A 26,177-nucleotide genomic window follows, 5' to 3' on the forward strand; every position below is an offset into this window, starting at 1 on the left:
TTCGACATGGCGTTAACCACGGTTAACACTTCGTTGTCCAAACCGGGCGTAGTATGGCGTCACCTGTGAGTCATAGTGGGATGGAACGAGGGGTCATGCAACTCAAGGAAAGGACAATACTCATCACGGGCGGCACCTCCGGGATCGGCAGGGCGCTGGTGGAGCAATTAGCTCATAAGAATCATGCAGTCATAGTGATAGCTTCCAATCGTGAAAAGCTTAGCTCATTAAGCACGGCATACGATAACGTCTTCAGCTACCCGTGTTGCCTCGCGGACAGACAAGAAGTGGAGAGCACTATTGCCACGATTCTAGAGCGGCATCCGGACGTTTCCGTCGCCATCAACTCTGCGGGGATACAGGTACAGCCTTTGCTACGAGATCCTCAGTTCAGTTTCGATAGTATCGGGAAAGAGATAACCGTAAATCTCACCGCTCCCATCTGGATCTGTTCGTTATTGATAAATCATTTCCTTGCTCTGGGTTTTTCCTCGGCTTACATCAATTTAACCTCGGCTCTTGCCCTGTACCCAAAGAGAAGCTCCGCCGTCTACTGTGCAACAAAAGCTGGTCTTTTGAATTTTTCGCGCAGCTTGAGCTACCAATTGGAAAGTACTTCTGTGCACGTTCATGCAGCTATCTTGCCATTGGTAGACACCCCGATGTCGGAAGGCCGGGGGAGAAGCAAGATATCTGCAGCTCAAGCTGCGACGGAAATCGTAAGCGGTGTGGAAAAAAATAGGGACGTTATTTACGTGGGTAAGGCCCGGTTCATGCCGATTCTTTCCCGGCTCAGTCCTGGTTTGATGGCAAACCTCATGAAGCGCGGCTAAGAATTTTATGAAACATTTGATAATTACAGCTCTCACCTTGGCTGCATTGTTCGCGTCAACCTTCGTATTAACCCGCATAACCGGCCTTGTAACAGCTGAAGGGATAGAGTGGGCCGTGCGGTCGGCGTCGGAGATCAGCGTGGTCTATGTGGCCTTGGCTATCGTGGCACTGTTAGCGTTGGATATCGTCATTGCAATGCCAACCCTCACGCTTGCGATCATGGCGGGTTATTTTCTGGGGTCACTCTTAGGGGCTGCCAGCGCGGCTGTTGGCATGACCATAGCCGGATTGACGGGTTACGGCTTTTGCCGCTTCTACGGGCCCGGCCTGCTGGCCAGCATCTACCGGAACCCTTCCAAGCTCGAGGAAGTGCAAAAACTGTTCAATACACATGGCGCCGTGGTTCTTCTCATGTGCCGGGCCATGCCCATACTTCCCGAAGTCGCTTGTTGCATGGCCGGAGCAAGCCGTATGCCGATCGGAAGGTTTGTCCTTTACTACATGGTTGCCACACTCCCATACGCCTGCATCGCAGCCTATGCCGGCGCCAGGAGCAGCTTGGAAGATCCCACGCCGGCCATTGGGGCGGCTATCGCAATGACACTCTCTCTCTGGATCGCCTGGTTGCTGTTTCTGAGGCGGCATCGTCGAGTCATGAGTGCCAATGGCGGAAAGACGTTCGACATTAACTGAGCGATTGATTGTATGTGTGGGTTCCCGCACTATCGAGAGACAATCCCCCTAGTTGGGACGTAACGGATGAGCACCATCATCGCTTCCGCCTCCCTGTACGACCAACGCCCAGGCGAATCCCGTTTCGCGAACACGGTCGAGATCGGCACTCCGTACCAATTCGGTACCGATCCGGAAGAGTGGGCCTGTCCCGTTGCGGTACATCCACTACACGAGCAGCTGCGTGATACTCATGGCGACAATTCGATCCAGGCTCACTGCCTGGCCATGTCGCTGGCCCAGCAGGTGCTGGCCGAATTCAGGGATGACGACGGCTTGCTCAGCTTCGATAGGGGCGAAGCGTTACCGTTGGAGGCCTAGTCCTTCGGCATCGCGGCGCGTCGTGACCACAATCACAACGGAGACCAGGCTCAGCCGAGGGCTCTTTCCCGGCGACGCTGGGTCTTGTCGTCGTACATGCGATCGTCCGCCAGGCTAAGCACGTCCTGAGCGGCTACTTCGGTGGAACTGGCGCTTCCCAAGCTCAAGCGCAGCTCCACCTCCACATTTCGACCGTCTATGGTGGGGATGACGCATCGTTGCCCTTCGAGATGCGATCGGATCGAATCGGCGATGCGATTCGGTGCCGATAGGTCTGCGGAAGGAAACAGAATGACGAATTCGTCACCGCCATAGCGAGCGAGAATGTCGTCCTCCCGGCAGAGCACTTTCAGGCGTTCAGCGACCGTGGTAATGAGCTGGTCACCCGCCATGTGGCCATATCGATCGTTCACCTCCTTGAGCCCGTCGACATCCATCATCAGCACGGCGAAATCCACCCCCGGCGGCTGGATCTTGCCTTGGATGCTCAACTGAAGCGCCGATTCGAAGAAGCCCCGGTTGTAGAGTCCGGTCAGCCCATCGCGCTCTGCCGTCTTCTTCAGCGCCAAGTGAAGCAGCTTGTTCTCGGTGGCCGCCGCCAACTGGTCGACGAACAGGGTCAGCATGCGCTCCAGCGCGCCGTCCAACTTGGGTGCACGCACGATCAGCCAGCCTTCGTACATGCTGAGGCGTCCTGTCATGGGAGTGGCATACAGCTGCTCACCGTCGGCTCTCTCACTGAGCTTGACGGTGTTGGCGTGTGGTTCATGCAGTGTGGCCAGTAGGCTGCCCAAGCGACACTCGTCCTGCGGATGCAGGCGAAGGCCGGCGACTGCCGCGTAGCGTGTTACCTCGGGGCGTTGGCGCTCCTGGAAGAACACGGCAAACCCGTATTCGGGGAAGTCTGCATGTAGATGCTTCAAGGAGTCGGCGAGCAAGGTGTTGATGTCAGATGCGCGGTTGGCGACGACACCGAGTTCGAGCAGTGCATGAAAGACCCGGTTCTTGTATTTGATCTCGGCAATGTTGCGCCCGATCTTGCGATTCTGGCCGTTCATCACATAGGCAAGCGCGAGAAAGTAGATCACCGCGCCGGTGCCTTGGTAAATGTCCAACCCGATGCTGACGTAAGGTCGAAACTCGAATCCCGTCAATGCCCCCCAACCCAGGGCGCCGACGGCAAACAGGGCGAACGAGACGGCAAAACGGCGCAGGCCACCGACGACCATGTTGTTCATGAAGCAGGCAAGGCCAATGGTCAGGGTGGCCCAGACATAGTAATCCAGCACGCCGCACCAGATGCCGAACAGCAGGCTGTCGAAATACAAGTTCCGAAACTCGGCACGTTTCGAATCGTGAGCCAGGGCAGCGTGGCCATATGCTACCGCCGGCCATAGCAGCAGGATCAGGCCCGGCAGAATCAGCGACCAACCGCTGCTCTCCACCAAGGCGATCCAGACCGTGAGCCCGAAGGTATGGCAAAAAGCAAACGCGCGTGGGGGCAGCGTCACCAGGGCGAGACGATGGGGGCGTTTGAGTCCGGATGACGCCCGAGTTTGGTATGGTCTGTTATCTAGCATGCCGCCAGGGTCGCCCCGTTTGCCTATCTCAGGCAAGGCAACGTTGGTTCACTTCGGTTGAAGGGACGTTTAAAACGGTCTTGCCTGAAGACTAGCACCGGCAGGAACCGCGAGGCTTTAACCTGAGTCATGCGGTGTGAGGCGCTGCGAGTGGCTCTTGGCGCCTACGGTTATCGACGGAGCGCGCGAAGAAATGGCCGAGCGGCAGGTATCGAATCAAACGCAGCATGCGAATGGGCGGCACGCTAGACTGTCAGCATTGCCGATCGGGGAGCCGAGTATGACCGACCTAGCCAAACCCATCTTCTGGCGCGATTCGCGTATTCCCCACGTGGAGTTGCGTAAGGTCGAGGATGGCCGCAAGGTCTGCTACGCGCCCCATAGCCACACCCACTGGTCGCTGGGCGCCATTACCTCTGGTGAGAGTACCTTTCGCTACCGGAACGATCGTTACCGGATCGAGGCCGGTAGCCTGGTGCTGATGAACCCGAATTGGGTCCACGCCTGCAACCCCATCGACGACCGGCCATGGTCCTACCTGATGCTGTACGTCGACACCGCCTGGTTGACCACACTGCGCTATCAGGCCGGGCTGCTGGAAGCGCCACACTGGGAGGATATCGCGACGGCGGTGATCCGGGAGCGTGAATGGTACGCAGGGTACTGTCGCCTGGCGGCGTGCCTGATGGACCCGCAGCGAGACCTGCTGGACAAGCAGACCCAAGTGGTCGAGTACCTCGGTGCACTGATGCACGCGCTGGCTGGCCAGCCGGCCCAGCCGTTGTCCAAAGCGCCGGCGATCCTGCAGGAACTGACCGCCTATCTGGATAAGTACGCAACGGAAGAGCTCTCCCTAGACGACTTGTGCGAGCGCACTGGATACAGCCCCGGTCACCTAATCCGCGCCTTCAAGCAGCACTTCGGCTTCACACCCCATGCCTACCTGATCAATCGCCGCATCCAGCTGGGGCAGCGCGAACTGAAAGGCGGTACGCCTATCGCCGAGGCGGCGTTGAACGCCGGCTTCAGCGATCAGCCGCACTTCCAGCGCACCTTCAAGCGCCTGGTGGCCGCCACGCCGAACCAGTATCGTCAGGGCTCGGCCGAAACTTAGGCTCGTCCGGCCGCTGGCGGGCGGCGCTTGGCAGGCGAATCAGGTCACCCGCTCCAACTCCCGGGTGACGTCCGCCATGCTGCGATAAGGGTGGTCGCCGAATTTGCGCAGAATCTCCCTTTCCTCCGCGCTTGCCTTCGAGCGGGCATGCCGCTCGAGCTCGTCGCGGCGGGCGGGAAATTTCATGCCGGCAAACAGACTGGCAAAGCGTGCTGCGGAGGGGGCTGAAGCACTCGTTTGCACGGCGAGCTCGCCACCGGTCTTGCTCGGCTGGTTGTCGGGCGCCTTCTCATGGGAGCGCAGTTCGCTGAATGCCCGTGCGACCTCGGCGGCATCGCGATACTCACGTTCGGGCAGGCGCGCGATGATTTCGCGCACATCCCGGTTCTCGTCACTCACGGCATCGAACAGCTCGCTGTGGGTCTTGGGGAAGCCCACCCCCTTCAGTGCCTTCTCGATGTCGGCGGCGGATACGGCCTGCCTGGGGTGAGACGTCAGCATGTGCCGCTCATAGCGGGATTTCTGATCGAAGCCGGCGCCACAGATCTCGCATACGTACTGTGCCATCAGCGCACCTCGCCCACCGCTTTCTGAATGTCCGCCATCGTCTCGTACTGCCGGTCCGGAAATTCGTTCAGCACGTCGACAACCTCATCGGCAGCATGGTTGGCCTTGGCCTGTTTGATCAGGTCGGACTTCCCGCAGGGGAAGTCCACCCCCTTGAGCGCCTGAGCGATGCCGGCCGCCGAAGCCGTACCGCTGGCCGCCTTGCCGCCACGTTTACCACCCTTGCTGCGATCTCCTTTGGGCTCTTGGGTGTCGGGCTTCATCTGTGGCTCGGCAAGCCGGCCGCCCTCCAGCGCCTCGGTCGGCCACTCCCGTGCGTTCAACCCCAGCGTCTTGAACAGCGCCGCCTTGCCGCTGATGCTTACGTTTTCCTCGCTGAGGTCGTCATGCGCGCCGATGAGCAGCAGCTGAGCGTTCTCGTAATCGAGCAGCCGGCTGTCGTCGACATCGATCCAGCGCTTGTCGGCGAACTTGTCCTGCAGGCGCTTGGGGTAGTCCGGCTTGGAGTGAGGGAAACCGGGCACATCGAGGGAGGGGTTGCGCACCGAGATGATATAGCTCGCCTCGGTCAGGATCTTGAGCTCCTGCTGCGCCTTGCCGGGCTTATTTGGATTGTCGAGGCGGTAGGCCAGGCGCGAGCTGTTGTCGCGCTCGAAGATCGCATAGCGGCCCTCGCCGGCGGGAATGGCCTCGCCCTGTTCCTGCTCCCCGCGGGTCTTGGTCTCGTACTCCAGCGGCGCCAGAGCCTCGCCGATCTCCTTCGGTTTGCCCGTCATGTCGATCATCATCCACTCGCGCGCGGTGGACTTCGGCTTGCCCTTGGCGATTTCCGGCATGCGCTTCTTGCCCACCAGGAACAGCCGCGCGTTATCGGCACCGTCCGGCACCAGCACCACGTGCAGTCTCTGAACGTCGTCGAGGTTTTCTACCCTCTGCGCGTTGACCTTGGGACGGTAGAAGAAATAGATGTCGCCTTTCTCCACTTGCTCCGTCATCTGGCACCTCCTGCGCCGAATCGGGCGTGTCGGGGTGAGACAAACTCTATCCCTTGGTTAGCAGAGGGGGGCCTGCGGTGCAAAGGAGACGGGTTGGCTTCACCCGAGCAGTAGATACATGCAACTGGCGGCGAGCAGCACAGCCAGGGTGCGGTTGACCGCCACCAGTACTGCCGGGCGATGAACGTAGCGGCGCAGAAAGGCCCCGGCATAGACCCAACTGCCCAGCGACAGCCAGCAGATCGGCAGGTAGAGCCCAGCGAAGAGTAGGATCTGCGCCAGGTCGCCGCCGCTGGTGTAGGCCCCGATACCCGAGGCCGACGCCAGCCACGCCTTGGGGTTGAGCCACTGCATCAGCGCGCCCGTCATGAACCCCGGCGCCCGATGAGACTCGCCTTCCGGAATGCGGCCATCGTCGCGAAACAGCCGAACGCTCAGGTAGAGCAAGAACGTCACGCCGGCCCAGCGCAGGATTTCCTGCAGTCCCGGCACCACCGCCAGCACCGAGTAGAGCCCCAGTCCCACGGCAACGAATAGCACGACGAAACCCAGCGTGGCGCCCGTCACGAACGTCAGCCCCTGGGAGAGGGGGTAGCGCGTCCCGCTACTCAGGCACACCAGGTTCACCGGCCCCGGTGAGATCGAGGCCGCAAGGGCGAACGCCGACATCGGCAGAATCATGGCAAGGCTCATCGTCATCCTCCTGGGGGCAGTGGCCCAAGAGTGCTGCGACGGTGGTGTGAGGTATTGAACAAAATTGAGGTGGAGACGCAGTACTATCGACTACCGGCCTGGGGCAGGCCGGTAGTGGTGGAGTTTGCTTGCGAAACTTACTGAGGAGCCTACTGGCCAAGCGCCTCCAGCAGCAGCCGGGCCGTCGGCTCGGAAGAGGGCGGGTTCTGGCCGGTGATCAGCTGGCCGTCGCGACGCGTGTAGGGGGTGAAGTCGTCGCCCTTGGAGTAGCGGGCGCCGCCGTCGATCAGCGCGTCCTCGACAAGATGCGGTACGACCTCGGTGAGCCCCACGGCGGCTTCCTCGCCGTTGGTGAATCCGGTGACTTCGCGGCCGCGAATGATCGGCTCGCCGTTGGTATCGCGGGCATGGATCAGCGCGATGGGCGCGTGACAGACAGCGGCCACCGGCTTTTGCTGCGCCCAGAAGGCTTCGATCAGGCGGACGGAATCCTTGTCGTCCACCAGGTCCCATAGCGGGCCGTGGCCGCCCGGATAGAAAACGGCGTCGAAATCGTCGGCGCTGACCTCGCTCAGTCGGCGGGTATTGGCCAGCGCTTGCTGGGCCTCGTCATCCTGCTGGAAACGGCGGGTCGCTTCGGTCTGGCTCTCTTCGGCGTCGCTCTTGGGGTCCAGCGGGGGCTTGCCGCCCATGGGGGAAGCCAGTACCACTTCGGCACCGGCGTCCAGGCAGGCGTAGTAGGGTGCCGCCAGCTCTTCCAGCCAGAAACCGGTGGGCTCACCGGTATCGCCTAGGCGGTCGTGGGAGGTGAGGACCATCAGAATGCGCGAACTCATGGAACACTCCTATAGTGTGCTGTTCATCAGTGCTATCAATGAACAGGTGAATGGCGTCAGCCATCAAGATAGCGGGTGGACAGCATTCGAGAAATGAACGGTTCGGTCAGCCTCGGGTTCAAGTCGTTAGCTACTGACCAATTCCTGGCGTAAAGGAGAGAAATTTGTCTGGTGACAACAAGCAACGGAGCTCCCTGGGGATCGGCATCGCCCTGGGGGTTGCGATTGGCGCAGCGCTGGGCGTCGCATTTGACAATCTGGCTCTGGGAATCGGCCTTGGCCTTGCGCTGGGAGTCGTGCTCGGGCAAACCATGGCGGGTGAGAAGACCCGAACAAAAGGCAAAAGGGACGATGACGGGGCATCTGGTGACTAGCGAGCGTCAGCGCCTCACATTCTCGATGGGCCGCTTGCCTAGCATTCTCAACAGGCCATTCCGACAAGCCCTGAGCAACGGGTAGAGCCGTGCTGTGCGCTCAGGGCTCGCAAACAGCCGATACATCAGTCGGTTGAACACGCCGCTGCGGGTACCGAGCAGGGTCAGGCGGTGCAGGGCGTCGCTGCCGTGGTACCAGCGTTGGCCGATCTGCAGGGCGAAGCCTTGGTCAAGGTCGATGCCCATGGCGGTGAGTTCCTGGCGCGCTTCGCTGTGCTGCCTGGCGTCGATCAGCTCGAGTTCGCCGACTTCCTGGCGTATGCGATGCCAGCGCACGTAGCGCCGGCACATCGGGCATTCGCCGTCATAGACCAGGCGAAGCTGGCGGTTCGGCGCAGTGTCCTCTTGCATGGCAACTCGCTCCTCGGGTGTGTACTGCGACCGCTCCTGGAGTTTCCTTTCGCACAGCATGGCTTCAATAGTGCGCTATGCCCAGGCCGTCTCTTCAAGCCGTTATCGCTGCCTGGAGGGTCGTTCCCACCGCAGGGTGAACAGTGCATGATGTCGTTCAGACCCCACCGACGGGCTGTGTGGCTCCTCGGCCTCGTCATCCAAAACGCAACCACGGAACGGAGGGACCCCCATGTCCGAGCGAGTGATCCTTACCACCTCATCGCATCTCGAGGGCTACCGCATCACCGAACACATCGACATCGTGTCGGCGGAGTGCGTGTTCGGCATGAACATTCTCAAGGACATGTTCGCCGGCTTCCGGGACTTCTTCGGCGGGCGCAACAAGGCGTCCCAGAACGCACTGCGCGATGCTCGCGTCACCTGCCTCAACGAGCTGCGCCGGGAGGCGGAGGAAATGGGCGCCAATGCGGTGATCGGCATCGATCTCGACTACAGCGAGATATCGGGCGGCGGCAAGTCGATGCTGTTCCTGGTGGCCACCGGTACCGCGGTGAAGGTCGCCAAGGCTTGAGTTGCGCCACTATCCACTGTGCATGCCGAGGCCGTTCGTTTTAGCCCTTGGCTATCTTGTGCTCTTCGTTACTCGCGGAGTGTCCCATGAGCTTCGGTAAGACCACACCTATTTTGCGCATTTTCGATGAAGCCAAGGCCAGGGAGTTCTACCTCGATTTCCTGGGTTTCCAGGTGGATTGGGAGCATCGCTTCGCGGAAGGCATGCCACTGTATATGCAGGTCTCCAAGGATGATTGTGTGCTGCACCTCTCCGAACACTACGGCGACTGCAGTCCCGGTGCGGCGCTTCGGATCGAGTCCGACGAGCTCGAGGCGTTTCACCAGCAGCTGCATATTGCCGATTACATGTACGCCAAGCCGAGCCTGGAAGTGATGCCTTGGGGCAGCCAGGACATGACGATAACCGACCCGTTCGGCAATCGGCTGACCTTCACCAATGCGATCAGTACCTGAATGCGGTACTCCATCGCCGTTGTATCGAAAGGAGCAATTCATGGACGAAGCGATGAAGCGTGATCTGATAGAGCGATACATCGCCGCTTACAACCACTTCGACGTCGAGGGAATGCTGGCCGTGCTTGACCCAGACGTCGTCTTCGAGAACTACTCGGGCGGTGAGCTCACCACCTCGGCTATCGGCATCGACGAGTTTCGCCAACTCGCCGAGCATGCCAAGGGATTCTTCTCTGAACGTGTGCAGCGTATTACCAGCCTGACCTTCAGCCAGAACGGCGCCACGGCTGAGATCGACTATCACGGCCGCCTGGCGGAGGATATTCCCGGCGGGCTGAAGGCGGGGAGCATCCTCGAATTGAATGGCGAAACGGAGTTCACGTTCGGCAGCGAACGGATTTCCAAGATCGTTGATCGAAGCTGACGTGCCATGGCTGCGCTCGGCTTGGAGATGACAGCAGAGAGGAATCTCAGTGAAAAAAGTCCTGGTGATTACAGGCGGGAGCCGAGGTATCGGCGCGGCAACGGCGCGCCTGGGCGCCGCTAGCGGCTACGCCGTGTGTATCAACTACCGGCACAACGAAGCCGCCGCGCTCGCCGTGGTCGAGGAGATTGCCCGTGCCGGCGGCGAGGCGATCGCCGTGGCGGGTGACGTCGGCAATGAAGCCGATGTGGTGCGGCTCTTCGAAGCGGTCGACGAGAAGCTCGGCCCGGTTACGGCACTGGTCAACAACGCCGGCATCCTGGAAACGCAGATGCGCGTCGAAGACATGGATGCAGCGCGCTTGAGCCGCGTACTCACAGCCAACGTGATCGGCAGCTTCCTCTGCGCCCGCGAGGCCGTGCGGCGCATGTCGACCCGGCACGGTGGCCAGGGTGGGGCGATCGTCAACGTCTCCTCCATCGCCTCGCGGCTCGGCGCACCCAACGAATATGTCGACTACGCGGCGGCCAAGGGCGCCATCGACAGCTTCACCCTCGGACTGTCCAAGGAGGTCGCGGCGGAAGGCATTCGCGTCAACGCCGTGCGCCCGGGCGTGATATATACCGAAATCCATGCCAGCGGCGGCGAACCCGACCGCGTCGAGCGAGTGAAGGCCTCGGTGCCCATGCAGCGCGGCGGCAAGGCCGAAGAGGTGGCGCGGGCGATCCTCTGGCTGCTCTCCGACGAAGCCTCCTACTCGAGCGGCGCGCTGCTGGACGTGACGGGCGGGCGGTAGTCGCCCGCTTCGATATCGCGTCTCAATGCTAATGCCTGGGTTTCCAGAAACTGCCACAGACGGTTGGCAATGGGCCCATGGGGGCGGTCGCGCCGACGCCCCGCGACCAGTTCCTCGGTAACGCCGGGGAAGTGGCGCCCGGCAATGGAGAGCAGGCGACCGTCGCGCAGCTCCTCTTCGATCATGAAGCGCGGCAGGTGCCCCCAGGCCATACCCTGCAGGATGAAATCTTTCTTCATCTCGTGATCGGCCACGCTGCACTGAGAGAGGCCGCCCACTACGTAGTAATCGGGACGCTCGGCGTGCTGCGCCGTGTCGCGCAGCACGCACTGGGTCAGTTCGCGCATCTGCTCCGGCGTAATCGCGTCCGAGATAGGGAAGGGCAGGAAACCCGGCGCGACGACAGGTATCAGCGGCACACTGCCGAGATCGATCCACTCCAGCTGCAAGTCGCTCTTGTCGATTCGATGCAGGATCAGGTCGGCTTCGCCGCTCAGCAGCCGCTCCCAGGGTCCGGTCACGGCCTCATAATGGAGCTGCAGGCGCGTATTGGGCAATTCGGCAAAAAAGCGGCTCAATAGCCCAAGCACCTTCGAACGCGGACACAGGTCGCCGATCACGACGTTGAGTTCAGTCTCTTCGCCCATGGCCATTTGCTGAGCATGCAGGGTCAATGACTCAGCGTCCCGCAGCAGCGAGTGCGCACGGCGATAAAGGGATAGGCCCGCTTCGGTGGGGCGCACCCGATAGCCGCTCCGGTCCAGCAGGTCGATGCCGAACTGCCGCTCAAGCTTTGCCAGCGCAGCGAAGACGGCGGCATGCGAGCGATGCAGCACCGCCGCGGCTGCCTGGAAGCCACCTTCTTCGACCACAGCGACGAAGCAGTGCAACTCGTGCAGAGTGAATCGTTGCATTGTCAGCTCGAACAACAGAGACGTTTCAATCTTTGTAATATCTGCTGATAAGCCGCGCAACTAGTATCGAACTTACCAACCACACCGACGCAAATTGCCGAGGAGTTCGATAATGTCCCGCATGCTGGCAACCCATCTTTCCGGCCTGGCGCCATTCACCTCATCTGCCCGACTTCAGGAGCGCCTGGACGGCCAACACCCTGGTGCTTCCGAAGGGCAGGCCGGCTCCTCAACCGCTGCCGACCACCTTCGTCGGCACTTCACCACGGGCGACGGAGTCCGCATCGCCTACCATGTCGATGGTGCTGCCGACAAACCCGTGCTTGTGCTTTCCAACTCCATCGCCACCGACCTGGGCATGTGGGACCGACAAGTGCCCGAGCTGGCCGAGCATTTCCACGTGGTGCGCTACGACATGCGCGGGCACGGCGAGTCCGAAGTGCCTGCCGGGGCCTATTCCCTCGACCGACTTGGCCGGGATGTGCTGGAGCTGCTGGACGGCCTGGGCATCGAGCGTGCCCACTTCCTGGGGCTCTCGCTAGGCGGGTTCGTTGGCCAGTGGCTGGGCATTCATGCGCCGGAGCGAATTGGCCGCCTGATCCTCAGCAACACCGCCTCGTACCTGGGACCGGCCGCGCAGTGGGACGAAGCCATCAACTCCGTGTTCAAGGCGGAGGGCATGCAGGAAACCGCCGAAAGGTTCCTGCGCAACTGGTTTCCGACACGTCTGCTGGAGGAGGGGAGCGCCGTTGTGGAGCCGTTTCGTACCACGCTGCTGGCCATGGATCGGCAGGGACTGGCGGGGTCCTACGCGGTTGTCCGCGACACCGACATGCGGCGCACCATTGTGCTCATCACGAGCCCGACACTCGTTATCGCCGGCGAGCACGATCCGGTGACCACCGTCAGCCATAGCGAAACCATGGCCGAGACCATTCCCGGTGCCCGTCTGCTGGTCATGCCCGCGGCTCACATGACCCACATCGAGTTCCCGTCGGAATTCATGGAGGTAGTACTAAATTTTTTGCGCAGCTAGAAGGCACGGGAACCGTACTCAGAGATGCCGCGAGGGCCAGCGGTACCGAAGATTCAACGCTTGGTGGCATTCCCCGACTGCCGGGCCTCGCGGCCATGGCTATCCGTCTTAGCCCTTTGTCTATGTTGCATTCTGCGTTACGTTTCGTTAAATTGAGTAACGAAAGCCGCTGAGACGGCTCGCTTGCAGCAGACATAAGTACGCAGGGAACTACCCGGCAAACAAGAAGGATGCGAAAGCTACCTTGTTGTTTGCCGGGTAGATTTGTTTTCATTGCTCATCCTCCTAGCTCCTTTCGGACTCCCACCCAAGACGGCTCCGTAGCGGTGGTGACTACAGTTCATTTCCGGTAGCGGTGATAAGGTTGGTGCCACTCCCTCACGCCGTGACATGAGCAACCGATTGTTACCGGGGGTCGCATCGTGGATGGCCGAAAGGGCCTTGCCCGTGTGGTAGACTGCGCGCCTCGGCCTGCGCCCGCAACACTTCCCCACCGGTAACCCGTCATGGAAATCAAAGTCAATTTTCTCGAGAATCTCAGGCTTGAAGCCAAGTTTGATGATTTTACCGTCATCACCGATCAGCCCATTCGCTACAAGGGCGACGGCTCGGCACCCAGCCCCTTCGACTACTTCCTGGCGTCTTCCGCGCTGTGCGCGGCCTACTTCGTGCGGGTGTACTGCAAGGCGCGTGATATTCCCACCGAGAACATCCGCCTCTCGCAGAACAACATCGTCGACCCGGAAAATCGCTACAACCAGATCTTCAAGATCCAGGTCGAGCTGCCCGAGGACATCTCCGAGAAGGATCGCGAGGGCATCCTGCGCTCGATCGACCGTTGCACGGTGAAGAAGGTGGTGCAGACCGGGCCGGACTTCCAGATCGAGACGGTGGAGAACCTAGACGAGGACGCCCAGGCGCTCTTGATGGTGCAGCCCAACGAGGAAGCCTACACCTGGATCGAGGGCAAGGACCTGCCGCTGGAGCAGACCATCGCCAACATGTCCGGCATCCTGGCGGACCTGAGCATGAAGATCGAAATCGCCTCGTGGCGCAACATCGTGCCGCACGTGTGGTCGTTGCATATCCGCGATGCCGCCTCGCCGATGTGCTTCACCAACGGCAAGGGCGCCACCAAGGAGAGCGCGCTGTGCTCGGCGCTGGGCGAGTTCATCGAGCGCCTGAGCTGCAACTTCTTCTACAACGACCAGTTCTTCGGCGAAGAGATCGCCAATAGTGCCTTCGTGCACTATCCCGACGAGGAGTGGTTCCAGCCGGGGCCCGACGACGAGCTGCCTGAAGGCATCCTCGACGAATACACCCGTGCTATCTACGACCCCGAGGGGGAGCTTGCCGGCTCGAACCTGATCGACACCAACTCCGGCAAGGCGGGGCGCGGCATCGTCGCCTTGCCCTTCGTGCGTCAGTCGGATGGCGAGACGGTCTACTTCCCCTCGAACCTGATCGAGAACCTCTATCTCAGCAATGGCATGAGCGCCGGCAACACGCTGCAGGAGGCGCAGGTGCAGTGCCTCTCGGAAATTTTCGAGCGGGCCGTGAAGCGGGAGATCCTCGAGCAGGAGCTGGCGCTGCCGGACGTGCCGATGGAGGTACTCGAGCGCTACCCGGCCATTCTCGAAGGCATCCAGGCGCTGGAGGCCCAGGGCTATCCGGTGCTGGTTAAGGACGCCTCCCTCGGCGGTCAGTTCCCGGTGATGTGCGTGACCCTGATGAACACGCGCACCGGCGGCGTGTTTGCCTCCTTCGGCGCCCACCCCAGCTTCGAGGTAGCGCTGGAGCGCAGCCTCACCGAGCTGCTGCAGGGCCGCAGCTTCGAGGGCCTGAACGACTTCCTGCCGCCGACCTTCAACTCCCAGGCCGTCGCCGAGCCGAACAACTTCGTCGAGCACTTCATCGACTCCTCGGGGCTGGTCTCGTGGCGCTTCTTCAGTGCGAAGAGCGACGTCGAATTCGCCGACTGGGACTTCTCGGGTAGCAATGAAGAGGAAGCGGCAACCCTGTTCGGCATCCTCGAGGAGATGGGCAAGGAAGTGTACGTCGCCGTTCACGAGGACCTGGGCGCGCCGGTGTGCCGCATCCTGGTGCCGGGCTACTCCGAGGTGTATCCGGTGGACGATCTGGTCTGGGACAACACCAACATGGCGCTGGATTACCGCGAGGACATCCTCAATCTCCACGCCCTGGACGATGACCAGCTAGCCGTGCTGCTGGAGCGCCTGGAAGAGAGCCAGCTCGACGAGCACATGGATATCATCACCCTGATCGGCATCGAGTTCGACGAGAATACCGTGTGGGGCCAGCTCACCATCCTCGAGCTGAAGCTGCTGATCAACCTCGCCCTTGGGCAGCACGAAGAGGCCCTGGAGCGGGTCGAGATGTTCCAGCAGTACAATGACAACACCGTGGAACGCGGGCTGTTCTATCAGGCCATGGCCGCGGTGCTGGAGATCGTGCTCGACGACGAGCTGGAGCTCGACGACTATATCTACAACCTCACGCGCATGTTCGGCGAGAAGACCATGACAGCCGTTGTCGGTTCGGTGAACGGCGAAGTGCGCTTCCATGGGCTGACGCCCACTAGCATGCGGCTCGAAGGCCTGGAGAAGCACCAGCGCCTGATCGAGAGCTACAAGAAGCTGCACGCCCATCGTGCCAAGCGGGCAGGCGTGGCGGTGTAGGCCGTACAGGCGATACCGCTCCTGCCACGAGACGCCCCGAGCCAGCTTACTGGTTCGGGGCGTAGCATTAAGATGGGCTGCGCACTCCGGCGAAGCCCTGCAGAGAACGAGTCCATAGCATGGTAAAAGTTGCGATTTTCGTTGACGTCCAAAATGTCTATTACACTGTGCGGCAGGCGTATAAGCGCAACTTCGATTACAACGAGTTCTGGGCTGCGGCCACCTCGGGTAAAGACGTCGTGAAAGCGATTGCCTATGCAATAGATAGAGGCGATCAAAAGCAGCGGGAGTTTCAAAATATCCTCCGCGCTATCGGCTTTGAGGTAAAGCTCAAGCCTTACATCCAAAGAGCGGACGGCTCTGCCAAGGGCGATTGGGACGTTGGCATCACGCTCGATGCCATCGAATACGCCGAGCAGGCCGATGTCATCGTGTTGGTGTCGGGTGATGGAGATTTTGATCTTCTGGTCGATAAAATCCGTGGTGTGCATGGAAAGAAGGTCGAAGTCTATGGCGTTCCTCAGCTGACGGCCAATTCACTGATGAGCGCGGCCAGTGAATTTATTCCTATCGATAAAGATCTTTTGCTGGGTTGAACTGGCTTGTTGGGCGCATGACGGTATGGTTCGAAGCTCATTTGCCGGTCGGTAAATGAGCTTCGAGCCAGAACGGAACAGACCCCTCGCGAGGGGCCTGGCGGTAGTCAACCGGAATCGGCGACCGTGGGATAGGGATTGTCCGGCATCAGCGTACGCGGCAGCGGCGGGCGTCGGGTGTCCTCCTTGGGTCCGTAATACTCCGCGAGATAATCGAGGATGGTCTCCTCCGTCTCGGGCTGGAACTCCCAAAGCCCCTGGGTTTCCTGCATCCAGCGGATCAGACTCAGCCAGTGATTGCGGGTGCCGCTGTTCTGGGTCACCAGGTTGGCCGAATGGCAGGCGGTGCAGTTGTCGCGCACCGTCTCCCATCCTTCGGCCATGACCAGACCGGTATCGGGGTCGGTCTCTTGGGCCGTCACGATAAGCGGCACACCGAGCATGGCTGCGCCGAGCAGCGGGACGGCGAACCTATTGAAGCGCTTCATTGGCATCTCCTAAGCCACCTGCACCGCAATGCGGTGGCAGGCGTTGTTGAGATAGCCCTTGGGATTCCAGCCCGGCACCACCATGGGCTGGGATTTTCCCTCCGTGTCGGTGGCCTTGGCCCACACCTCGTAGTAGCCGGGCTCGGGGAACCCCACTGTGGTGGTCCAGCGCTGCCAGGCCAGGCGGTTGGGCGGCGGCTCCAGGTCGGCTTTCTGCCAGGTGGCGCCGAAATCGATCGAGACATGCACCTCCTCGACCGCCAGGTCGCCGGCCCAAGCGTGGCCACGTACCGTCAGGGCCTCGCCGAGGGTGTGGTCGATGCCCGAGCGGGGGTAGGTCACCAGCGACTTCACCGGCATCGACTCGATGGTGACGAAGTCCTCGTCGGGCACGACGCTGCCCGGTGCCACCGGATGCTCGGGCACGCTATAGGAAGGGGGAGCCATCTTGGCGCCATCGTGCTTCTGGTTGCGGATGACGATTTTTCTCAGCCATTTGCCCGAAACCGACCCCGGCCAGCCGGCGCAGACGACGCGCAGGGGATAGCCGTTCAGATAGGGAATGTCCTCGCCGTTCATGGCCCAGGCGATCAGCGACTCGTCCTCCAGCGCCTTCTCCATGGGGACACCGCGCGAAATGGCTTCCTTGTTGGGGTCGCCGCTGGCGTGGCGGTCGGCGCCGTAGTAGCCGATGTAGACGGCATCCTCCTTGATCCCGCAGGCCTCCAGCACATCGCGCAGGCGCACGCCGGTGAAGGTCGGGCAGGCCACCGCGCCGACGGTCCACTGGTTGCCGCTGGCCGAGGGCACGTACTCGCTGCGCCCGTTGCCGCCGCACTCCACTTGAAGCTGCAGGGTGTGATGCTCGAAGCGCTCCTTGAGATTGGCAATGGTGAAGCTCTGCGGGTTCTCGCAGGACTCACCGGCGATCTCCAACTCCCAGGTATCGGCATCGATACCCTCAACCTCGGGGGGAATACCGTTGTTACGTACGAACATGTGCTGGGCCGGAGTGATATCGTCATCCAGCAGGTGGGCCGGGGTCTCGGCATTGATGGGCCTGTCGTTGAGGACGGTCAGGCCCTCCTTGCCCTCCAGGGTGAAGGGCTCGTCGCTCTGGGCCAGTGCGGCGGGGATCAAGCCACCGGGCATGCGGTCGGCGAAGGGGATGGAGCCACCTACGGCGGCCGCCATGGCGAGCAGGCTGGAGCGTTTCAGGAAGCCGCGACGGCTAACGGGGTCAACTGCGCGACCCCAGAGCTTGCGATCCGCGGCCTCGGGATTCTCGGCATAGAGCTCATGGATGCCGCGTGTCTTGGCATCGTTGGGGTGTCTTGTCATGGCTGGACTCCTGGCAGCCTCTGGCTTGCGTGGTCGAGACGTCCTGTGCACGCGCCGGGCCGGTGTTGTAATTGTCTTGTCGAAGCGGTCCCTCACTTCATGGCTTACGATATTCCAGAGTAGCAGGGAATCGTGGTGCTCCCTCGGTGACGCAGGTGCGGCTCTCCCGAAGTCGACCGGAGCCCGTGCGTACAGTCGATCATTGCGCTGTCGATGTGTTGGCGGCGGGACGCACCGGTCCTATCGGATCACACTCAGGCTCGAGTCCGGTCAGCTTGGATGTCGAAATCCAAGCGGGCCGTTCGACTACTGACCATGTGTAGTGCCCCCCGAGGAGATAACGATGACTCAGCTGCGCGTATCATGCTTCAGCATTTCGCTGGACGGGTTTGCCGCCGGCCCCGAGCAGAGCCTGGAGAACCCAATGGGCCTCAATGGCATGGAGATCCATGACTGGGTGTTCCCGACCGCGACGTTTCAGCAAAGGGTGCTGGGCACGCAGGGCGGGGAGACCGGAACCGACGATGACTTCGTGGTGCGCGGCTTCGAGAACGTTGGTGCCTGGATCCTGGGCCGCAACATGTTCGGCCCGGTGCGCGGCCCCTGGCAGAACGAAGAGTGGAAGGGCTGGTGGGGAGACAGCCCGCCTTTTCATACGCCTGTCTTCGTGCTGACGCGTCACGCTCGCGACCCCATCGAGATGGCAGGCGGCACCACGTTTTACTTCGTCACGGAAGGCATCCACGCGGCCCTGACGCACGCCAGGGAGGCTGCCAACGGTATGGATGTGCGCCTCGGTGGAGGCGTGGCTACGCTTCAACAGTATCTAAGGGGGCAATTGGTCGACGAACTCCACCTTGCCACCACGCCTGTTCTGCTCGGCGCCGGGGAGCGCTTGTTCGCCGATATCGACATGCGCGCTCTCGGCTATCAGTGTGTGGAGAGATCGGCTACCGACAGGGCCACCCATGTCGTCATCCAAAGGAGGCGTTGAGTCGTACAGCGAAGGTTACGGTGAGCTGGAGTGTCTTGTAATCTCAGTATCACCGGATTGGGGAAGTTAGTCTGCTTTTAGGTGGGTTTAGACTTTACCCAAAGTAATACCAAGATATAGGCAAGGAGGTACCGATGGTCTTGTCGTTCAAACCACTAACCACAGCAACTTGGCACGACTTCGATGCGCTTTTAGGCGCCTATGAGGGTTGCAAGGGGTGCTGGTGCATGCACTGGCGTCTGTCATTTTCTGACTGGAAGAAGCAACAAGGTGAGGGCAATCGCCGGGCAATGAAGGCTTACGTGGATGCCGGAGACGTGCCGGGTATCCTCGCTTATTCAGAGGGGCGTCCTGTCGCTTGGTGTGGGTGTGGGCCTCGCGAATGGTATCCACGACTGAACAAATCGCAAGTTGCCAAACCGGTAGACGATCAGGAGGTGCTATCGGTTAACTGTTTCTTCGTCGACCGTCAGGCCCGGGGAAATAATATCCAGCTCGAACTTCTCCATGAGATTTTGCGTTTCGCTAAGCAGCAAGGGTACGAAGTAGTTGAGGGTTATCCTGTTGAACCGGGGGAGCGACGCCTCGATTCCTCCACCTCGCTTGTCGGCTTGGCGCAAGCTTTTGAAGAGGCTGGTTTTCATGAAGTGGCTCGCCGGAAGAAAGATCGGCCCATCATGCGTAAGGAGATTCAAACCTCATAGCAAAGCCTTGTGGCCACATAGACCCCTTTTGCGATAGCCCTATGACGTCTTGTGGTAGGTGCCGATATTGAAATCCAATGCGTTGGGGCTACCCATGTCGTTCTCAAAAAGGAGGCACTCGATGGCCGACCTGATCCTCACCATCTTCGATTGGGTTCCCGAACTGCCGCGGGGCTTCGTGCGTGGCCTGCGGGTGCGCTGGGAAGAGGCCGGGTTAGCCTATAGCGTCGACATGGAGAGAGGTTAAGGTGAAGAAGCGGGTGGTTTTTACAGGTGGCCCCGGCTCTGGAAAGACCACGGTGATCGATTGTTTGAGGGAACAGGGCTATCGATGTACCAATGAAGTGGGACGTAAAAAAATTCAGGAGCAAGTGGACAAGGGAGGTAATGCTTTACCTTGGTGGGATAAGGTCGCATTTCGTGATGAAATGGTCCGCGAAGAAATTGAAAATTTTAGACGTCATATAGATGCCGAAGAGTTTGTGTTTTTCGATAGAGGCATCATCGATGCATATGGCTATTCCGAACTGGAAGGCATTCCCATTTCTGACGAGCTGCTGGAGTACTGTAGCGTTCTTGAATACAGTTCGCAGGTTTTTATTTTCCCTCCCTGGGAATCCATCTTCTTGAATGATGCTGAGCGTAAACAGAATTTTAGCGAGGCAATTGCAACCTATCAAGCAATGATTGGCGCGTACAAGAAATTTGGCTACTCGTTAGTTGAGGTACCCAAGGCTTCGGTACTGGAACGTGTAAATTTTGTTTTGGCATCGGTAAACTGAAATAAACATGCCCACTCAAAGGCAGAGATCCAATGCAAATACGCGAATTCAGCGAAGCCGACCGACAAGCGGTCATTACGCTCTGGCAGGACTGCGGCCTGACCCGCCCCTGGAACGATCCGAATAAAGATATCGACCGAAAGCTTACGGTTCAGCCGGAGCTGTTCTTGGTAGGGGAGTTGGAGGGGCGGCTCATCGCCTCGGCCATGGCGGGATTCGATGGCCACCGAGGCTCCATCTACTACCTTGCCGTCGACCCACGCCACCAACACAAGGGCTACGGGCTCACCCTGATGGCCAGAGTTGAAAAAATGCTTCAAGCCATGGGCTGCCCGAAGTTGAACGTTATCGTTCGCTCGTCGAATGAGGAAGTGTCGGCCTTCTACGGTCGCCTTGGCTATTCGACCGACGATGTGGTCTGCATCGGCAAGCGGCTGATCCCGGACGTTTGAACAGGGCAGTCATCAGGGCTCGATGGTGGCTGGTAGAACGCATAAAACAATCCTCGCGACACTCCAAACCCCGAACCAGAGAACTGGTTCGGGGTAAGTCGTTTATGGCGCCTGGCGAGTCTCTGAGCGTGCCGCTACACCTTGCTCACGATCAGCGCGGCGTTCACCCCACCGAAGCCGAAGCCGTTGCAGAGCACGTGCTTGGTGGCGTGTTCACGTGCCGAGCCCGAGACGATATCCAGGTCGTGCAGATCCTCGTCGCGGTTCTCCAGGTTCAGGGTAGGGGGCAGATGGTTATGCATTGCCGAGAGAGCGGAGAAGATGCTCTCCACGCCGCCGGCCGCACCGAGCAGGTGGCCGGTGGCTGACTTGGTCGCGGAAATCGGAATGCCGGCGAGGGCGTCGCCTAAGGCGTTGCGCAGGGATGCGACCTCGGCCCGGTCGCCGACTGGCGTCGAGGTGGCGTGGGCGTTGATATGGTCGATGTCAGCGGGAGAGAGTCCCGCCATGCGCAGCGCCGCCCGAATGGCCGCCGCGGCACCGGCGCCGTCTTCCGGGCCAGCGGTGATGTGGTGTGCATCCGCACTGGTGCCGTAGCCGCTGAGGATGGCCAGCGGCGTTGCCCCGCGCGCCTCGGCGTGGGCCAGGGTTTCGATCACCAGCAGCCCCGCGCCTTCCCCCATGACGAAGCCGTTGCGTGCCTGGTCGAAGGGGCGCGATGCCTTGGCCGGGGCATCCTGTTCGGTAGAGAGCGCCTTCATGGCGTGAAAGCTGGCCAGCGACAGCGGATCGATACAGGCTTCGGCGCCGCCCACCAAGGCCACGTCTGCCTCGCCGCTGCGTATCATGCGCATGCCGTCGCCGATGGCCTGAACGCCAGCCGCACAGGCGGTCACGGGGCAGCCGATCGGCCCGCGGAAGCCATAGCGAATCGAGACGTTGCCCGCCGCCAGGTTGGCCAGGAAGGCAGGCACGGTGAAGGGTGAGAGCCGGCGATGGCCGCGCGTCGAGAGGGTGTTCTGCGCCTGGGTGATGGTGGGGAAACCGCCGATGCCGGAGCCCACGATGGTGGCGGTGGCCAGGCGATCCGCATCGCTTTCGGGGAACCAGTTGGCCTGGGTCAGTGCCTCTTCGGCGGCGGCCATGGCGTAGAGGCTGAACAGCTCCAGCTTGCGACGCTCCTTGGCATCAAGCACGCGGTCCGGGTCGAGGCCGGCTTCCGGGTCGTCTTCAATGCTAGGCACTGAGCCCGCGACCTTGATCGGCAGGTCGCCGGTATCGAAGCGGGTGATCGAGGAGAGGCCGGAGCGGCCGGCAAGCAGGCGCTCCCAGCTTGCCTTGACGCCGCAACCAAGCGGGCTGATCATGCCCATGCCGGTGATGACGAGCGGTGATTGCATGGTAATTTCCTGAACAGCTTGGGGTTGTGCCACGCTAACACCGGACTTGATATGATCAAGGTAATATTCAGCGGAGTGAGAGGTCGCCATGCCCTACTCGACGAACCACAAGGCCAAATCGCGGGAGCGTATCCTCAAGTCCGCTATCGAGCTGTTCAGCCGCCAAGGCTTCGAGAAGGTCTCCATCGGCCAGATCATGAAGCTGGCCAAGATGACCCATGGCGCCTTCTACGCGCACTTCGCCTCGAAGGAAGCGCTCTATCACGCCTCGGTGCGGGAAACCCTGGAGAGCAGCCGTGCGGCCAGGCTGGTCAAGGGACCGCTCTCGGTGAAGCACCTGACGGAGCTGGTCGCCAACTGCTGGAACCTCCAGGAGCTGGAACGCAAGCGCAAGCCGGGCCCCGAAACGGTGTTGTTCAACGAGATCGGCAACGAGAACGCCGAGATCCGCACGCTCTTCGAAGCCTCCTACCTGCGCATGAAGAAGATGCTGGAAACCCGCCTCATCGCCCTGAGTCGCCTCAAGAAACTCCCCTTCGAGCCCGACCGCGAGGTCATCGCCAACAAATCCCGCGTCATTCTCGCCTCCCTGGTGGGCGCCGTGGCCATCGCCAAGAGCCTGCCCGGCGAGCAGGAACGCCAGCACATCCTCAACGCCGCCCAGCGCAACATCCTGCAGATGCTTGGTGTCGACGAGAGCGAGCTGGAAAGCATGCTGGATGCGACGGGGCAGGAGCCGGGTCCCGCGTAGCATCACCTGAGCAATAGGTTGCGTCAGTCATTGAATCAGGAGGTTTCGAGCTTCCGATGCAGTTTGCAAGCTGGTTGCACGCAACAAGTGCGTGATTACGGTGTTATACGCCACCAGAGAGGTGTAGTTCATGACGACCGCGGATCAATCGATTGCTCGGTGCGCTTGTGGAAGCGTTGAACTTGAAGTAACCGGATCACCGATTTTGGGCGCAGCTTGTTATTGCGACGATTGTCAGGAAGGTGCTCGTCAGATCGAAGGGCTCCCGAACGCGCGTCCGGTTCAGGGGCCGGATGGCGGGACAGAATATCTGCTCTACCGAAAGGACCGCATGAGATGCTCAAAGGGGAGCGATCTCATGCTGGACTACAAGATCAAGACTGAGTCTCCTACGAAAAGGGTCGTCGCGACATGCTGCAATTCAGCCATGTTTCTCGACTTTCAGAAGGGGCACTGGTTCTCGGTGTACCGAGCAAGGTTCGCTGGCAATGCGCCACCGTTGCAGTTGCGTGTCCAAACCAAGTTCAAGCCCGAGAACTGCGACATTCCGAACGACGTTCCCAGCTATAGGACATATCCGTTCAAGTTCGTCGCGAAGCTCATGGCTGCCAGAGTGGCGATGCTGATCGGTCGTTGAAGCGCAGAAAAGAGGCGCATAGAACCGAGGATGTTGTCGATGACCAACTCCGAATTATCGAACATCTATCGAGGCTACATCGCCTGCTTGAACAGGCAGGATTGGCCAGCGTTGGAGCGTTTCGTTCATGAAGACGTCAAGCATAACGGCGAGCGACTCGGGGTATCAGGCTATCGGCGAATGCTGGAGAGAGACTTCTCCGAGATCCCCGATCTATCCTTCCATATTGAGTTGCTAGTTTCGGACCCGCCCTACATATCCAGCCGACTCCTCTTCAACTGCACACCACAGGGGAGCTTTCTTGGTCTGGCTGTTTGCGGAAGAAGGGTGTCATTTGCCGAGAACGTCTTCTATGAGTTCCGGGACGAAAAGATCGTGCAGGTGTGGTCCGTCATCGACAAAGCGGCTATCGAGGCGCAGCTACCGCCCCCTGTCGACCCGAGTCACGCCTGACCCCATCCCCTCCATCGAGCGTTAGGCATCAACACGGAGAGTCAGATGCACCAAGACGAAATCAAGGCGCTATTCGACCAGCAGGCTGCAAGCTACGATGCGCAGTGGGCGAAAACGGCACCGATTCGAAATTGTTTGCACATGCTCCTTGGGTCGCTGTTTGCTGAGCTGCCTGCGAATGCGCAGATCCTCTGTGTAGGAGTGGGAACCGGCGAGGAGCTGCTCTATCTCGCCTCGAAGCATCCCGGGTGGCGTTTTACCGCGGTGGAGCCATCGGGCCCGATGCTGGACATCTGCCGTCAGAGGGCTGAAAAAGAAGGTGTCGCGTCTCGTTGTGTTTTCCACGAAGGCTACCTTGATTCTCTTCCAGCCATGGAATGGCACGACGCTGCCACCTGCTTCCTGGTATCTCAGTTCATTTTGGACCAGGTGGAACGTTCCCGGTTTTTCAGCGAAATGGCAGAAAGGCTCAAGCCGGGAGGAATCCTCGCGAGTTCCGATCTGGCGTCGGATGTTGATTCGCTTGAGTACGAAGTACTCCTTCATGCCTGGATGAACATGATGTCTGCTGCGGATATTTCCCCGGATGCTGTGGAGCGCATGCGTAGAGCCTACGCCAACGATGTGGGTGTCCTTCCGCCGGCCAGGGTTGCGTCGATCATTGAGGCAGGGGGCTTTGAGCTTCCTGTGCGGTTCTTTCAGGCTGGCTTGATTCATGCTTGGCTATCTAAGCGAGCTCAAACCCGGTCGCCTGACTAAGCAATGCATACTAAATGATCGATCCCATGTCATCTGTACCTGATGATGCGCAATGGCAGGCCGCGCCACGAGGCGGTGAAGCATCATGGTGGCTGACATGTGCCGGTCCCTGTCGGGCAGGAGATTTTCGCGCAGAATTTTGCGTCCTTCTGCCGCCTGGTCCGTCTCCTGTTGTGAAAGCCTCGCAAGGGGCGAGGAATCTTTACAAGAGGAACATGCCATGCCACAGAAAATGCAATCAGCCGTGTCGACGGAATCGAGCCGCACGACTCCCGATATCGACATCGAACCATTGGCCCTCGACCCTACGAGCTGTGCACGATGCGTCGGCACCCTCGATAACACTGAAAAGGCGATCGAGACCGTGCGCCCCGCGGCAGAGGCGGCCGGGCAGGCCAGCGCATCGCATTCATGCTGCGAGCCAAGCGAGCAGGCCACCTGCTGCCTGCCACAGGCCAAGGCCGAATGCTGCGGCCCACCCACGGAGGAGGCTGCATGCGGGTGTCGGTAAGTGCGAACGACGAACAGGACCAACGCCTGCTATGGCAGGCGTTTCGCACCGAACTTCTGCGCTTCGTGAGCAAGCGGGTGACGGACGAGAGCGTGGCGGAGGACATCGTGCACGACGTCCTCATCAAGGCCTTCTCACACCGTGATGAGCTGAGGGACGGCTCCCGGCTGCGCGCATGGCTCTACCAGATCACCCGCAATGCCCTGGTGGATCACTACCGGGCGCACAGGCCGCTCGAACCGCTGCCGGCGGAGCCGGAGGAACAGGCAGAGGCAGATGAGCGAGCGGAAGCGGAGCTGGCCCTGTGCCTGCGCCCGCTCATGGGCAAGCTGCCGGAAAAGTACCGGGAAGCGCTGCTCACCACCACGGAGACCGGCTTGACTCAGAAGCAGTACGCATCCCAAAAGGGGCTATCGATCTCAGCAGCCAAATCCCGCGTGCAGCGTGGCCGCAGCTTGCTGCGCGAAGCGCTGATGCAGTGCTGCCGAGTCGAAATGAACCAGCGCGGAGAGGTGTTGAACTACGATCTCGATGAAGGATGCCAATGTCGCTAGCACAAGGCCGCTCCTTCGCCGTGATAGTTCTCTTCACTAACTGGAGCTCGGTTTCCTCTGTCACGATGCCTCCGCAATGCGGACCTTTATGTGGGGCTTCGAACCAGCATTGCGACCAACCGCCGAGCCAGCGGCGCCACCATCAGCAGCGCGGGAAACGCTACTAACCAGGATGCGGCCCATGCGCCGGGCCAGTGCGAGATGGCAACGGAGGTCAGTCCGCCGGTGCGAAGGGTCACGGTGAGCGAGACGACTCCGGACATGAGCACTGACAGAACCAAGGACAGCATGAAGCCATAGAAGCGTGCGGGGAGCCTACGAAAACGGATGGGCGATGTCGGCGTGACTGACATTGAAGAATCCTTGAAACATCGAATGATGGAGTCAAACGCATAAGTTG

General features: G+C 60.5%; 33 protein-coding genes and 1 pseudogene. 23 read left to right on the forward strand and 11 right to left on the reverse strand.

Features of this window, described 5'->3' with window-relative positions; genetic code table 11:
• Positions 1-95: 95 nt before the first annotated feature.
• The 3 genes from CYJ07_RS12565 to CYJ07_RS12575 all read left to right on the forward strand — a co-directional run bounded on the left by CYJ07_RS12565 (position 96) and on the right by CYJ07_RS12575 (position 1,887).
• Positions 96-833, forward strand: coding sequence for an SDR family oxidoreductase (locus tag CYJ07_RS12565; protein WP_197038354.1), 738 nt, complete (start codon positions 96-98; stop codon positions 831-833).
• 7 nt (positions 834-840) lie between these two features.
• On the forward strand, positions 841-1,527 hold the full coding sequence (locus CYJ07_RS12570) for a TVP38/TMEM64 family protein (protein ID WP_156085502.1): 687 nt from the start codon (positions 841-843) through the stop codon (positions 1,525-1,527).
• A gap of 66 nt (positions 1,528-1,593) precedes the next feature.
• Positions 1,594-1,887 carry a DUF6968 family protein gene (locus CYJ07_RS12575; protein WP_104204054.1) on the forward strand — a complete coding sequence of 98 codons (294 nt, stop codon included), beginning with the start codon at positions 1,594-1,596 and terminating at the stop codon, positions 1,885-1,887.
• A gap of 50 nt (positions 1,888-1,937) precedes the next feature.
• Here CYJ07_RS12575 and CYJ07_RS12580 read toward each other — a convergent pair whose 3' ends face one another.
• Complete coding sequence (locus tag CYJ07_RS12580) at positions 1,938-3,467, reverse strand: sensor domain-containing diguanylate cyclase (RefSeq protein ID WP_104204055.1); 1,530 nt, start codon at positions 3,465-3,467, stop codon at positions 1,938-1,940.
• 280 nt (positions 3,468-3,747) lie between these two features.
• On the opposite strand from CYJ07_RS12580, the gene CYJ07_RS12585 reads away from it, so the two are divergent.
• Positions 3,748-4,581, forward strand: a complete 834-nt coding sequence (locus CYJ07_RS12585) for an AraC family transcriptional regulator (protein ID WP_104204056.1) — start codon at positions 3,748-3,750, stop codon at positions 4,579-4,581.
• Positions 4,582-4,620: 39 nt separating this feature from the next.
• Here the strand turns inward: CYJ07_RS12585 and CYJ07_RS12590 are convergent, their stop codons facing one another.
• The 4 genes from CYJ07_RS12590 to CYJ07_RS12605 all read right to left on the reverse strand — a co-directional run bounded on the left by CYJ07_RS12590 (position 4,621) and on the right by CYJ07_RS12605 (position 7,672).
• Entirely contained in the window at positions 4,621-5,148 is a 528-nt protein-coding gene (locus CYJ07_RS12590) for a DUF2795 domain-containing protein (protein ID WP_104204057.1), read from the reverse strand.
• Positions 5,148-6,143 carry a DUF2795 domain-containing protein gene (locus CYJ07_RS20635; RefSeq protein WP_231489630.1) on the reverse strand — a complete coding sequence of 332 codons (996 nt, stop codon included), beginning with the start codon at positions 6,141-6,143 and terminating at the stop codon, positions 5,148-5,150. The genes CYJ07_RS12590 and CYJ07_RS20635 overlap by 1 nt, the downstream gene beginning before the upstream one ends.
• A gap of 99 nt (positions 6,144-6,242) precedes the next feature.
• Positions 6,243-6,836: a LysE family translocator gene (locus CYJ07_RS12600; RefSeq protein ID WP_104204058.1), complete on the reverse strand. Its 594-nt coding sequence runs from the start codon at positions 6,834-6,836 to the stop codon at positions 6,243-6,245.
• Between the two features lie 149 nt (positions 6,837-6,985).
• The gene (locus CYJ07_RS12605; RefSeq protein WP_104204059.1) at positions 6,986-7,672 is read right to left on the reverse strand and encodes a type 1 glutamine amidotransferase domain-containing protein; all 687 of its coding nucleotides are present in this window, start codon (positions 7,670-7,672) and stop codon (positions 6,986-6,988) included.
• Between the two features lie 164 nt (positions 7,673-7,836).
• Here CYJ07_RS12605 and CYJ07_RS12610 point away from each other — a divergent pair, with 164 nt between their 5' ends.
• On the forward strand, positions 7,837-8,046 hold the full coding sequence (locus CYJ07_RS12610) for a glycine zipper domain-containing protein (protein WP_197038355.1): 210 nt from the start codon (positions 7,837-7,839) through the stop codon (positions 8,044-8,046).
• A gap of 6 nt (positions 8,047-8,052) precedes the next feature.
• Here CYJ07_RS12610 and CYJ07_RS12615 read toward each other — a convergent pair whose 3' ends face one another.
• A complete protein-coding gene (locus tag CYJ07_RS12615) occupies positions 8,053-8,457 on the reverse strand; it encodes a DCC1-like thiol-disulfide oxidoreductase family protein (protein WP_104204061.1) in 405 nt (134 codons plus the stop codon).
• Between the two features lie 232 nt (positions 8,458-8,689).
• Here CYJ07_RS12615 and CYJ07_RS12620 point away from each other — a divergent pair, with 232 nt between their 5' ends.
• From CYJ07_RS12620 to CYJ07_RS12635, 4 genes are all read left to right on the forward strand, one after another.
• Positions 8,690-9,031 (forward strand): YbjQ family protein, encoded by a 342-nt coding sequence (locus CYJ07_RS12620; protein WP_104204062.1) that lies wholly within the window; start codon positions 8,690-8,692, stop codon positions 9,029-9,031.
• 86 nt (positions 9,032-9,117) lie between these two features.
• On the forward strand, positions 9,118-9,486 hold the full coding sequence (locus CYJ07_RS12625; protein WP_104204063.1) for a glyoxalase superfamily protein: 369 nt from the start codon (positions 9,118-9,120) through the stop codon (positions 9,484-9,486).
• A 40-nt stretch (positions 9,487-9,526) separates the two neighbouring features.
• Positions 9,527-9,910 carry a nuclear transport factor 2 family protein gene (locus CYJ07_RS12630; protein WP_104204064.1) on the forward strand — a complete coding sequence of 128 codons (384 nt, stop codon included), beginning with the start codon at positions 9,527-9,529 and terminating at the stop codon, positions 9,908-9,910.
• Positions 9,911-9,959: 49 nt separating this feature from the next.
• Positions 9,960-10,706 (forward strand): SDR family oxidoreductase, encoded by a 747-nt coding sequence (locus tag CYJ07_RS12635; protein WP_104204065.1) that lies wholly within the window; start codon positions 9,960-9,962, stop codon positions 10,704-10,706.
• Here CYJ07_RS12635 and CYJ07_RS12640 read toward each other — a convergent pair.
• The gene (locus CYJ07_RS12640; RefSeq protein ID WP_104204066.1) at positions 10,664-11,620 is read right to left on the reverse strand and encodes a LysR family transcriptional regulator; all 957 of its coding nucleotides are present in this window, start codon (positions 11,618-11,620) and stop codon (positions 10,664-10,666) included. The two genes, CYJ07_RS12635 and CYJ07_RS12640, sit on opposite strands and share 43 nt — an antisense overlap.
• A 112-nt stretch (positions 11,621-11,732) precedes the next feature.
• Here CYJ07_RS12640 and CYJ07_RS12645 point away from each other — a divergent pair, with 112 nt between their 5' ends.
• From CYJ07_RS12645 to CYJ07_RS12655, 3 genes are all read left to right on the forward strand, one after another.
• Entirely contained in the window at positions 11,733-12,656 is a 924-nt protein-coding gene (locus tag CYJ07_RS12645; protein ID WP_197038356.1) for an alpha/beta fold hydrolase, read from the forward strand.
• A 506-nt stretch (positions 12,657-13,162) separates the two neighbouring features.
• Positions 13,163-15,355 (forward strand): OsmC domain/YcaO domain-containing protein, encoded by a 2,193-nt coding sequence (locus CYJ07_RS12650; RefSeq protein ID WP_104204067.1) that lies wholly within the window; start codon positions 13,163-13,165, stop codon positions 15,353-15,355.
• A 119-nt stretch (positions 15,356-15,474) separates the two neighbouring features.
• The gene (locus CYJ07_RS12655; protein WP_104204068.1) at positions 15,475-15,951 is read left to right on the forward strand and encodes a LabA-like NYN domain-containing protein; all 477 of its coding nucleotides are present in this window, start codon (positions 15,475-15,477) and stop codon (positions 15,949-15,951) included.
• A 107-nt stretch (positions 15,952-16,058) separates the two neighbouring features.
• Here CYJ07_RS12655 and CYJ07_RS12660 read toward each other — a convergent pair whose 3' ends face one another.
• Both CYJ07_RS12660 and CYJ07_RS12665 read right to left on the reverse strand, forming a co-directional pair.
• Entirely contained in the window at positions 16,059-16,439 is a 381-nt protein-coding gene (locus CYJ07_RS12660; RefSeq protein WP_104204069.1) for a hypothetical protein, read from the reverse strand.
• Positions 16,440-16,448: 9 nt separating this feature from the next.
• Positions 16,449-17,780: a sulfite oxidase gene (locus tag CYJ07_RS12665; RefSeq protein WP_104204070.1), complete on the reverse strand. Its 1,332-nt coding sequence runs from the start codon at positions 17,778-17,780 to the stop codon at positions 16,449-16,451.
• A gap of 343 nt (positions 17,781-18,123) precedes the next feature.
• Here CYJ07_RS12665 and CYJ07_RS12670 point away from each other — a divergent pair, with 343 nt between their 5' ends.
• The 5 genes from CYJ07_RS12670 to CYJ07_RS12690 all read left to right on the forward strand — a co-directional run bounded on the left by CYJ07_RS12670 (position 18,124) and on the right by CYJ07_RS12690 (position 20,712).
• Entirely contained in the window at positions 18,124-18,774 is a 651-nt protein-coding gene (locus CYJ07_RS12670) for a dihydrofolate reductase family protein (protein WP_104204071.1), read from the forward strand.
• Positions 18,775-18,908: 134 nt separating this feature from the next.
• Positions 18,909-19,478: a GNAT family N-acetyltransferase gene (locus tag CYJ07_RS20320; RefSeq protein WP_156085503.1), complete on the forward strand. Its 570-nt coding sequence runs from the start codon at positions 18,909-18,911 to the stop codon at positions 19,476-19,478.
• Positions 19,479-19,599: 121 nt separating this feature from the next.
• A complete protein-coding gene (locus CYJ07_RS20750; RefSeq protein WP_269320545.1) occupies positions 19,600-19,725 on the forward strand; it encodes a hypothetical protein in 126 nt (41 codons plus the stop codon).
• A gap of 1 nt (position 19,726) precedes the next feature.
• Positions 19,727-20,260 carry an AAA family ATPase gene (locus CYJ07_RS12685; protein ID WP_104204073.1) on the forward strand — a complete coding sequence of 178 codons (534 nt, stop codon included), beginning with the start codon at positions 19,727-19,729 and terminating at the stop codon, positions 20,258-20,260.
• Between the two features lie 32 nt (positions 20,261-20,292).
• Positions 20,293-20,712, forward strand: a complete 420-nt coding sequence (locus CYJ07_RS12690) for a GNAT family acetyltransferase (RefSeq protein WP_104204074.1) — start codon at positions 20,293-20,295, stop codon at positions 20,710-20,712.
• 134 nt (positions 20,713-20,846) lie between these two features.
• Here the strand turns inward: CYJ07_RS12690 and fabF are convergent, their stop codons facing one another.
• Positions 20,847-22,112 carry a beta-ketoacyl-ACP synthase II gene (gene fabF, locus CYJ07_RS12695; RefSeq protein WP_104204075.1) on the reverse strand — a complete coding sequence of 422 codons (1,266 nt, stop codon included), beginning with the start codon at positions 22,110-22,112 and terminating at the stop codon, positions 20,847-20,849.
• Between the two features lie 88 nt (positions 22,113-22,200).
• Here fabF and CYJ07_RS12700 point away from each other — a divergent pair, with 88 nt between their 5' ends.
• The 6 genes and pseudogenes from CYJ07_RS12700 to sigZ all read left to right on the forward strand — a co-directional run bounded on the left by CYJ07_RS12700 (position 22,201) and on the right by sigZ (position 25,777).
• On the forward strand, positions 22,201-22,863 hold the full coding sequence (locus tag CYJ07_RS12700; protein WP_104204076.1) for a TetR/AcrR family transcriptional regulator: 663 nt from the start codon (positions 22,201-22,203) through the stop codon (positions 22,861-22,863).
• A 130-nt stretch (positions 22,864-22,993) separates the two neighbouring features.
• A pseudogene (locus CYJ07_RS20950) lies at positions 22,994-23,092 on the forward strand (GFA family protein); the annotation flags it as partial.
• Positions 23,093-23,221: 129 nt separating this feature from the next.
• The gene (locus tag CYJ07_RS20470; RefSeq protein ID WP_197038357.1) at positions 23,222-23,500 is read left to right on the forward strand and encodes a hypothetical protein; all 279 of its coding nucleotides are present in this window, start codon (positions 23,222-23,224) and stop codon (positions 23,498-23,500) included.
• A 39-nt stretch (positions 23,501-23,539) separates the two neighbouring features.
• Positions 23,540-23,953, forward strand: coding sequence for an ester cyclase (locus CYJ07_RS12710; protein WP_104204134.1), 414 nt, complete (start codon positions 23,540-23,542; stop codon positions 23,951-23,953).
• 45 nt (positions 23,954-23,998) lie between these two features.
• A complete protein-coding gene (locus CYJ07_RS12715; protein ID WP_104204078.1) occupies positions 23,999-24,712 on the forward strand; it encodes a class I SAM-dependent methyltransferase in 714 nt (237 codons plus the stop codon).
• A gap of 495 nt (positions 24,713-25,207) precedes the next feature.
• The gene (gene sigZ, locus CYJ07_RS12720; protein ID WP_197038358.1) at positions 25,208-25,777 is read left to right on the forward strand and encodes an RNA polymerase sigma factor SigZ; all 570 of its coding nucleotides are present in this window, start codon (positions 25,208-25,210) and stop codon (positions 25,775-25,777) included.
• Positions 25,778-25,863: 86 nt separating this feature from the next.
• Here the strand turns inward: sigZ and CYJ07_RS20905 are convergent, their stop codons facing one another.
• On the reverse strand, positions 25,864-26,130 hold the full coding sequence (locus CYJ07_RS20905) for a DUF2798 domain-containing protein (protein ID WP_104204080.1): 267 nt from the start codon (positions 26,128-26,130) through the stop codon (positions 25,864-25,866).
• Positions 26,131-26,177: the final 47 nt, after the last annotated feature.

The organism is Billgrantia saliphila, from assembly GCF_002930105.1.
Lineage (GTDB): Bacteria > Pseudomonadota > Gammaproteobacteria > Pseudomonadales > Halomonadaceae > Halomonas > Halomonas saliphila.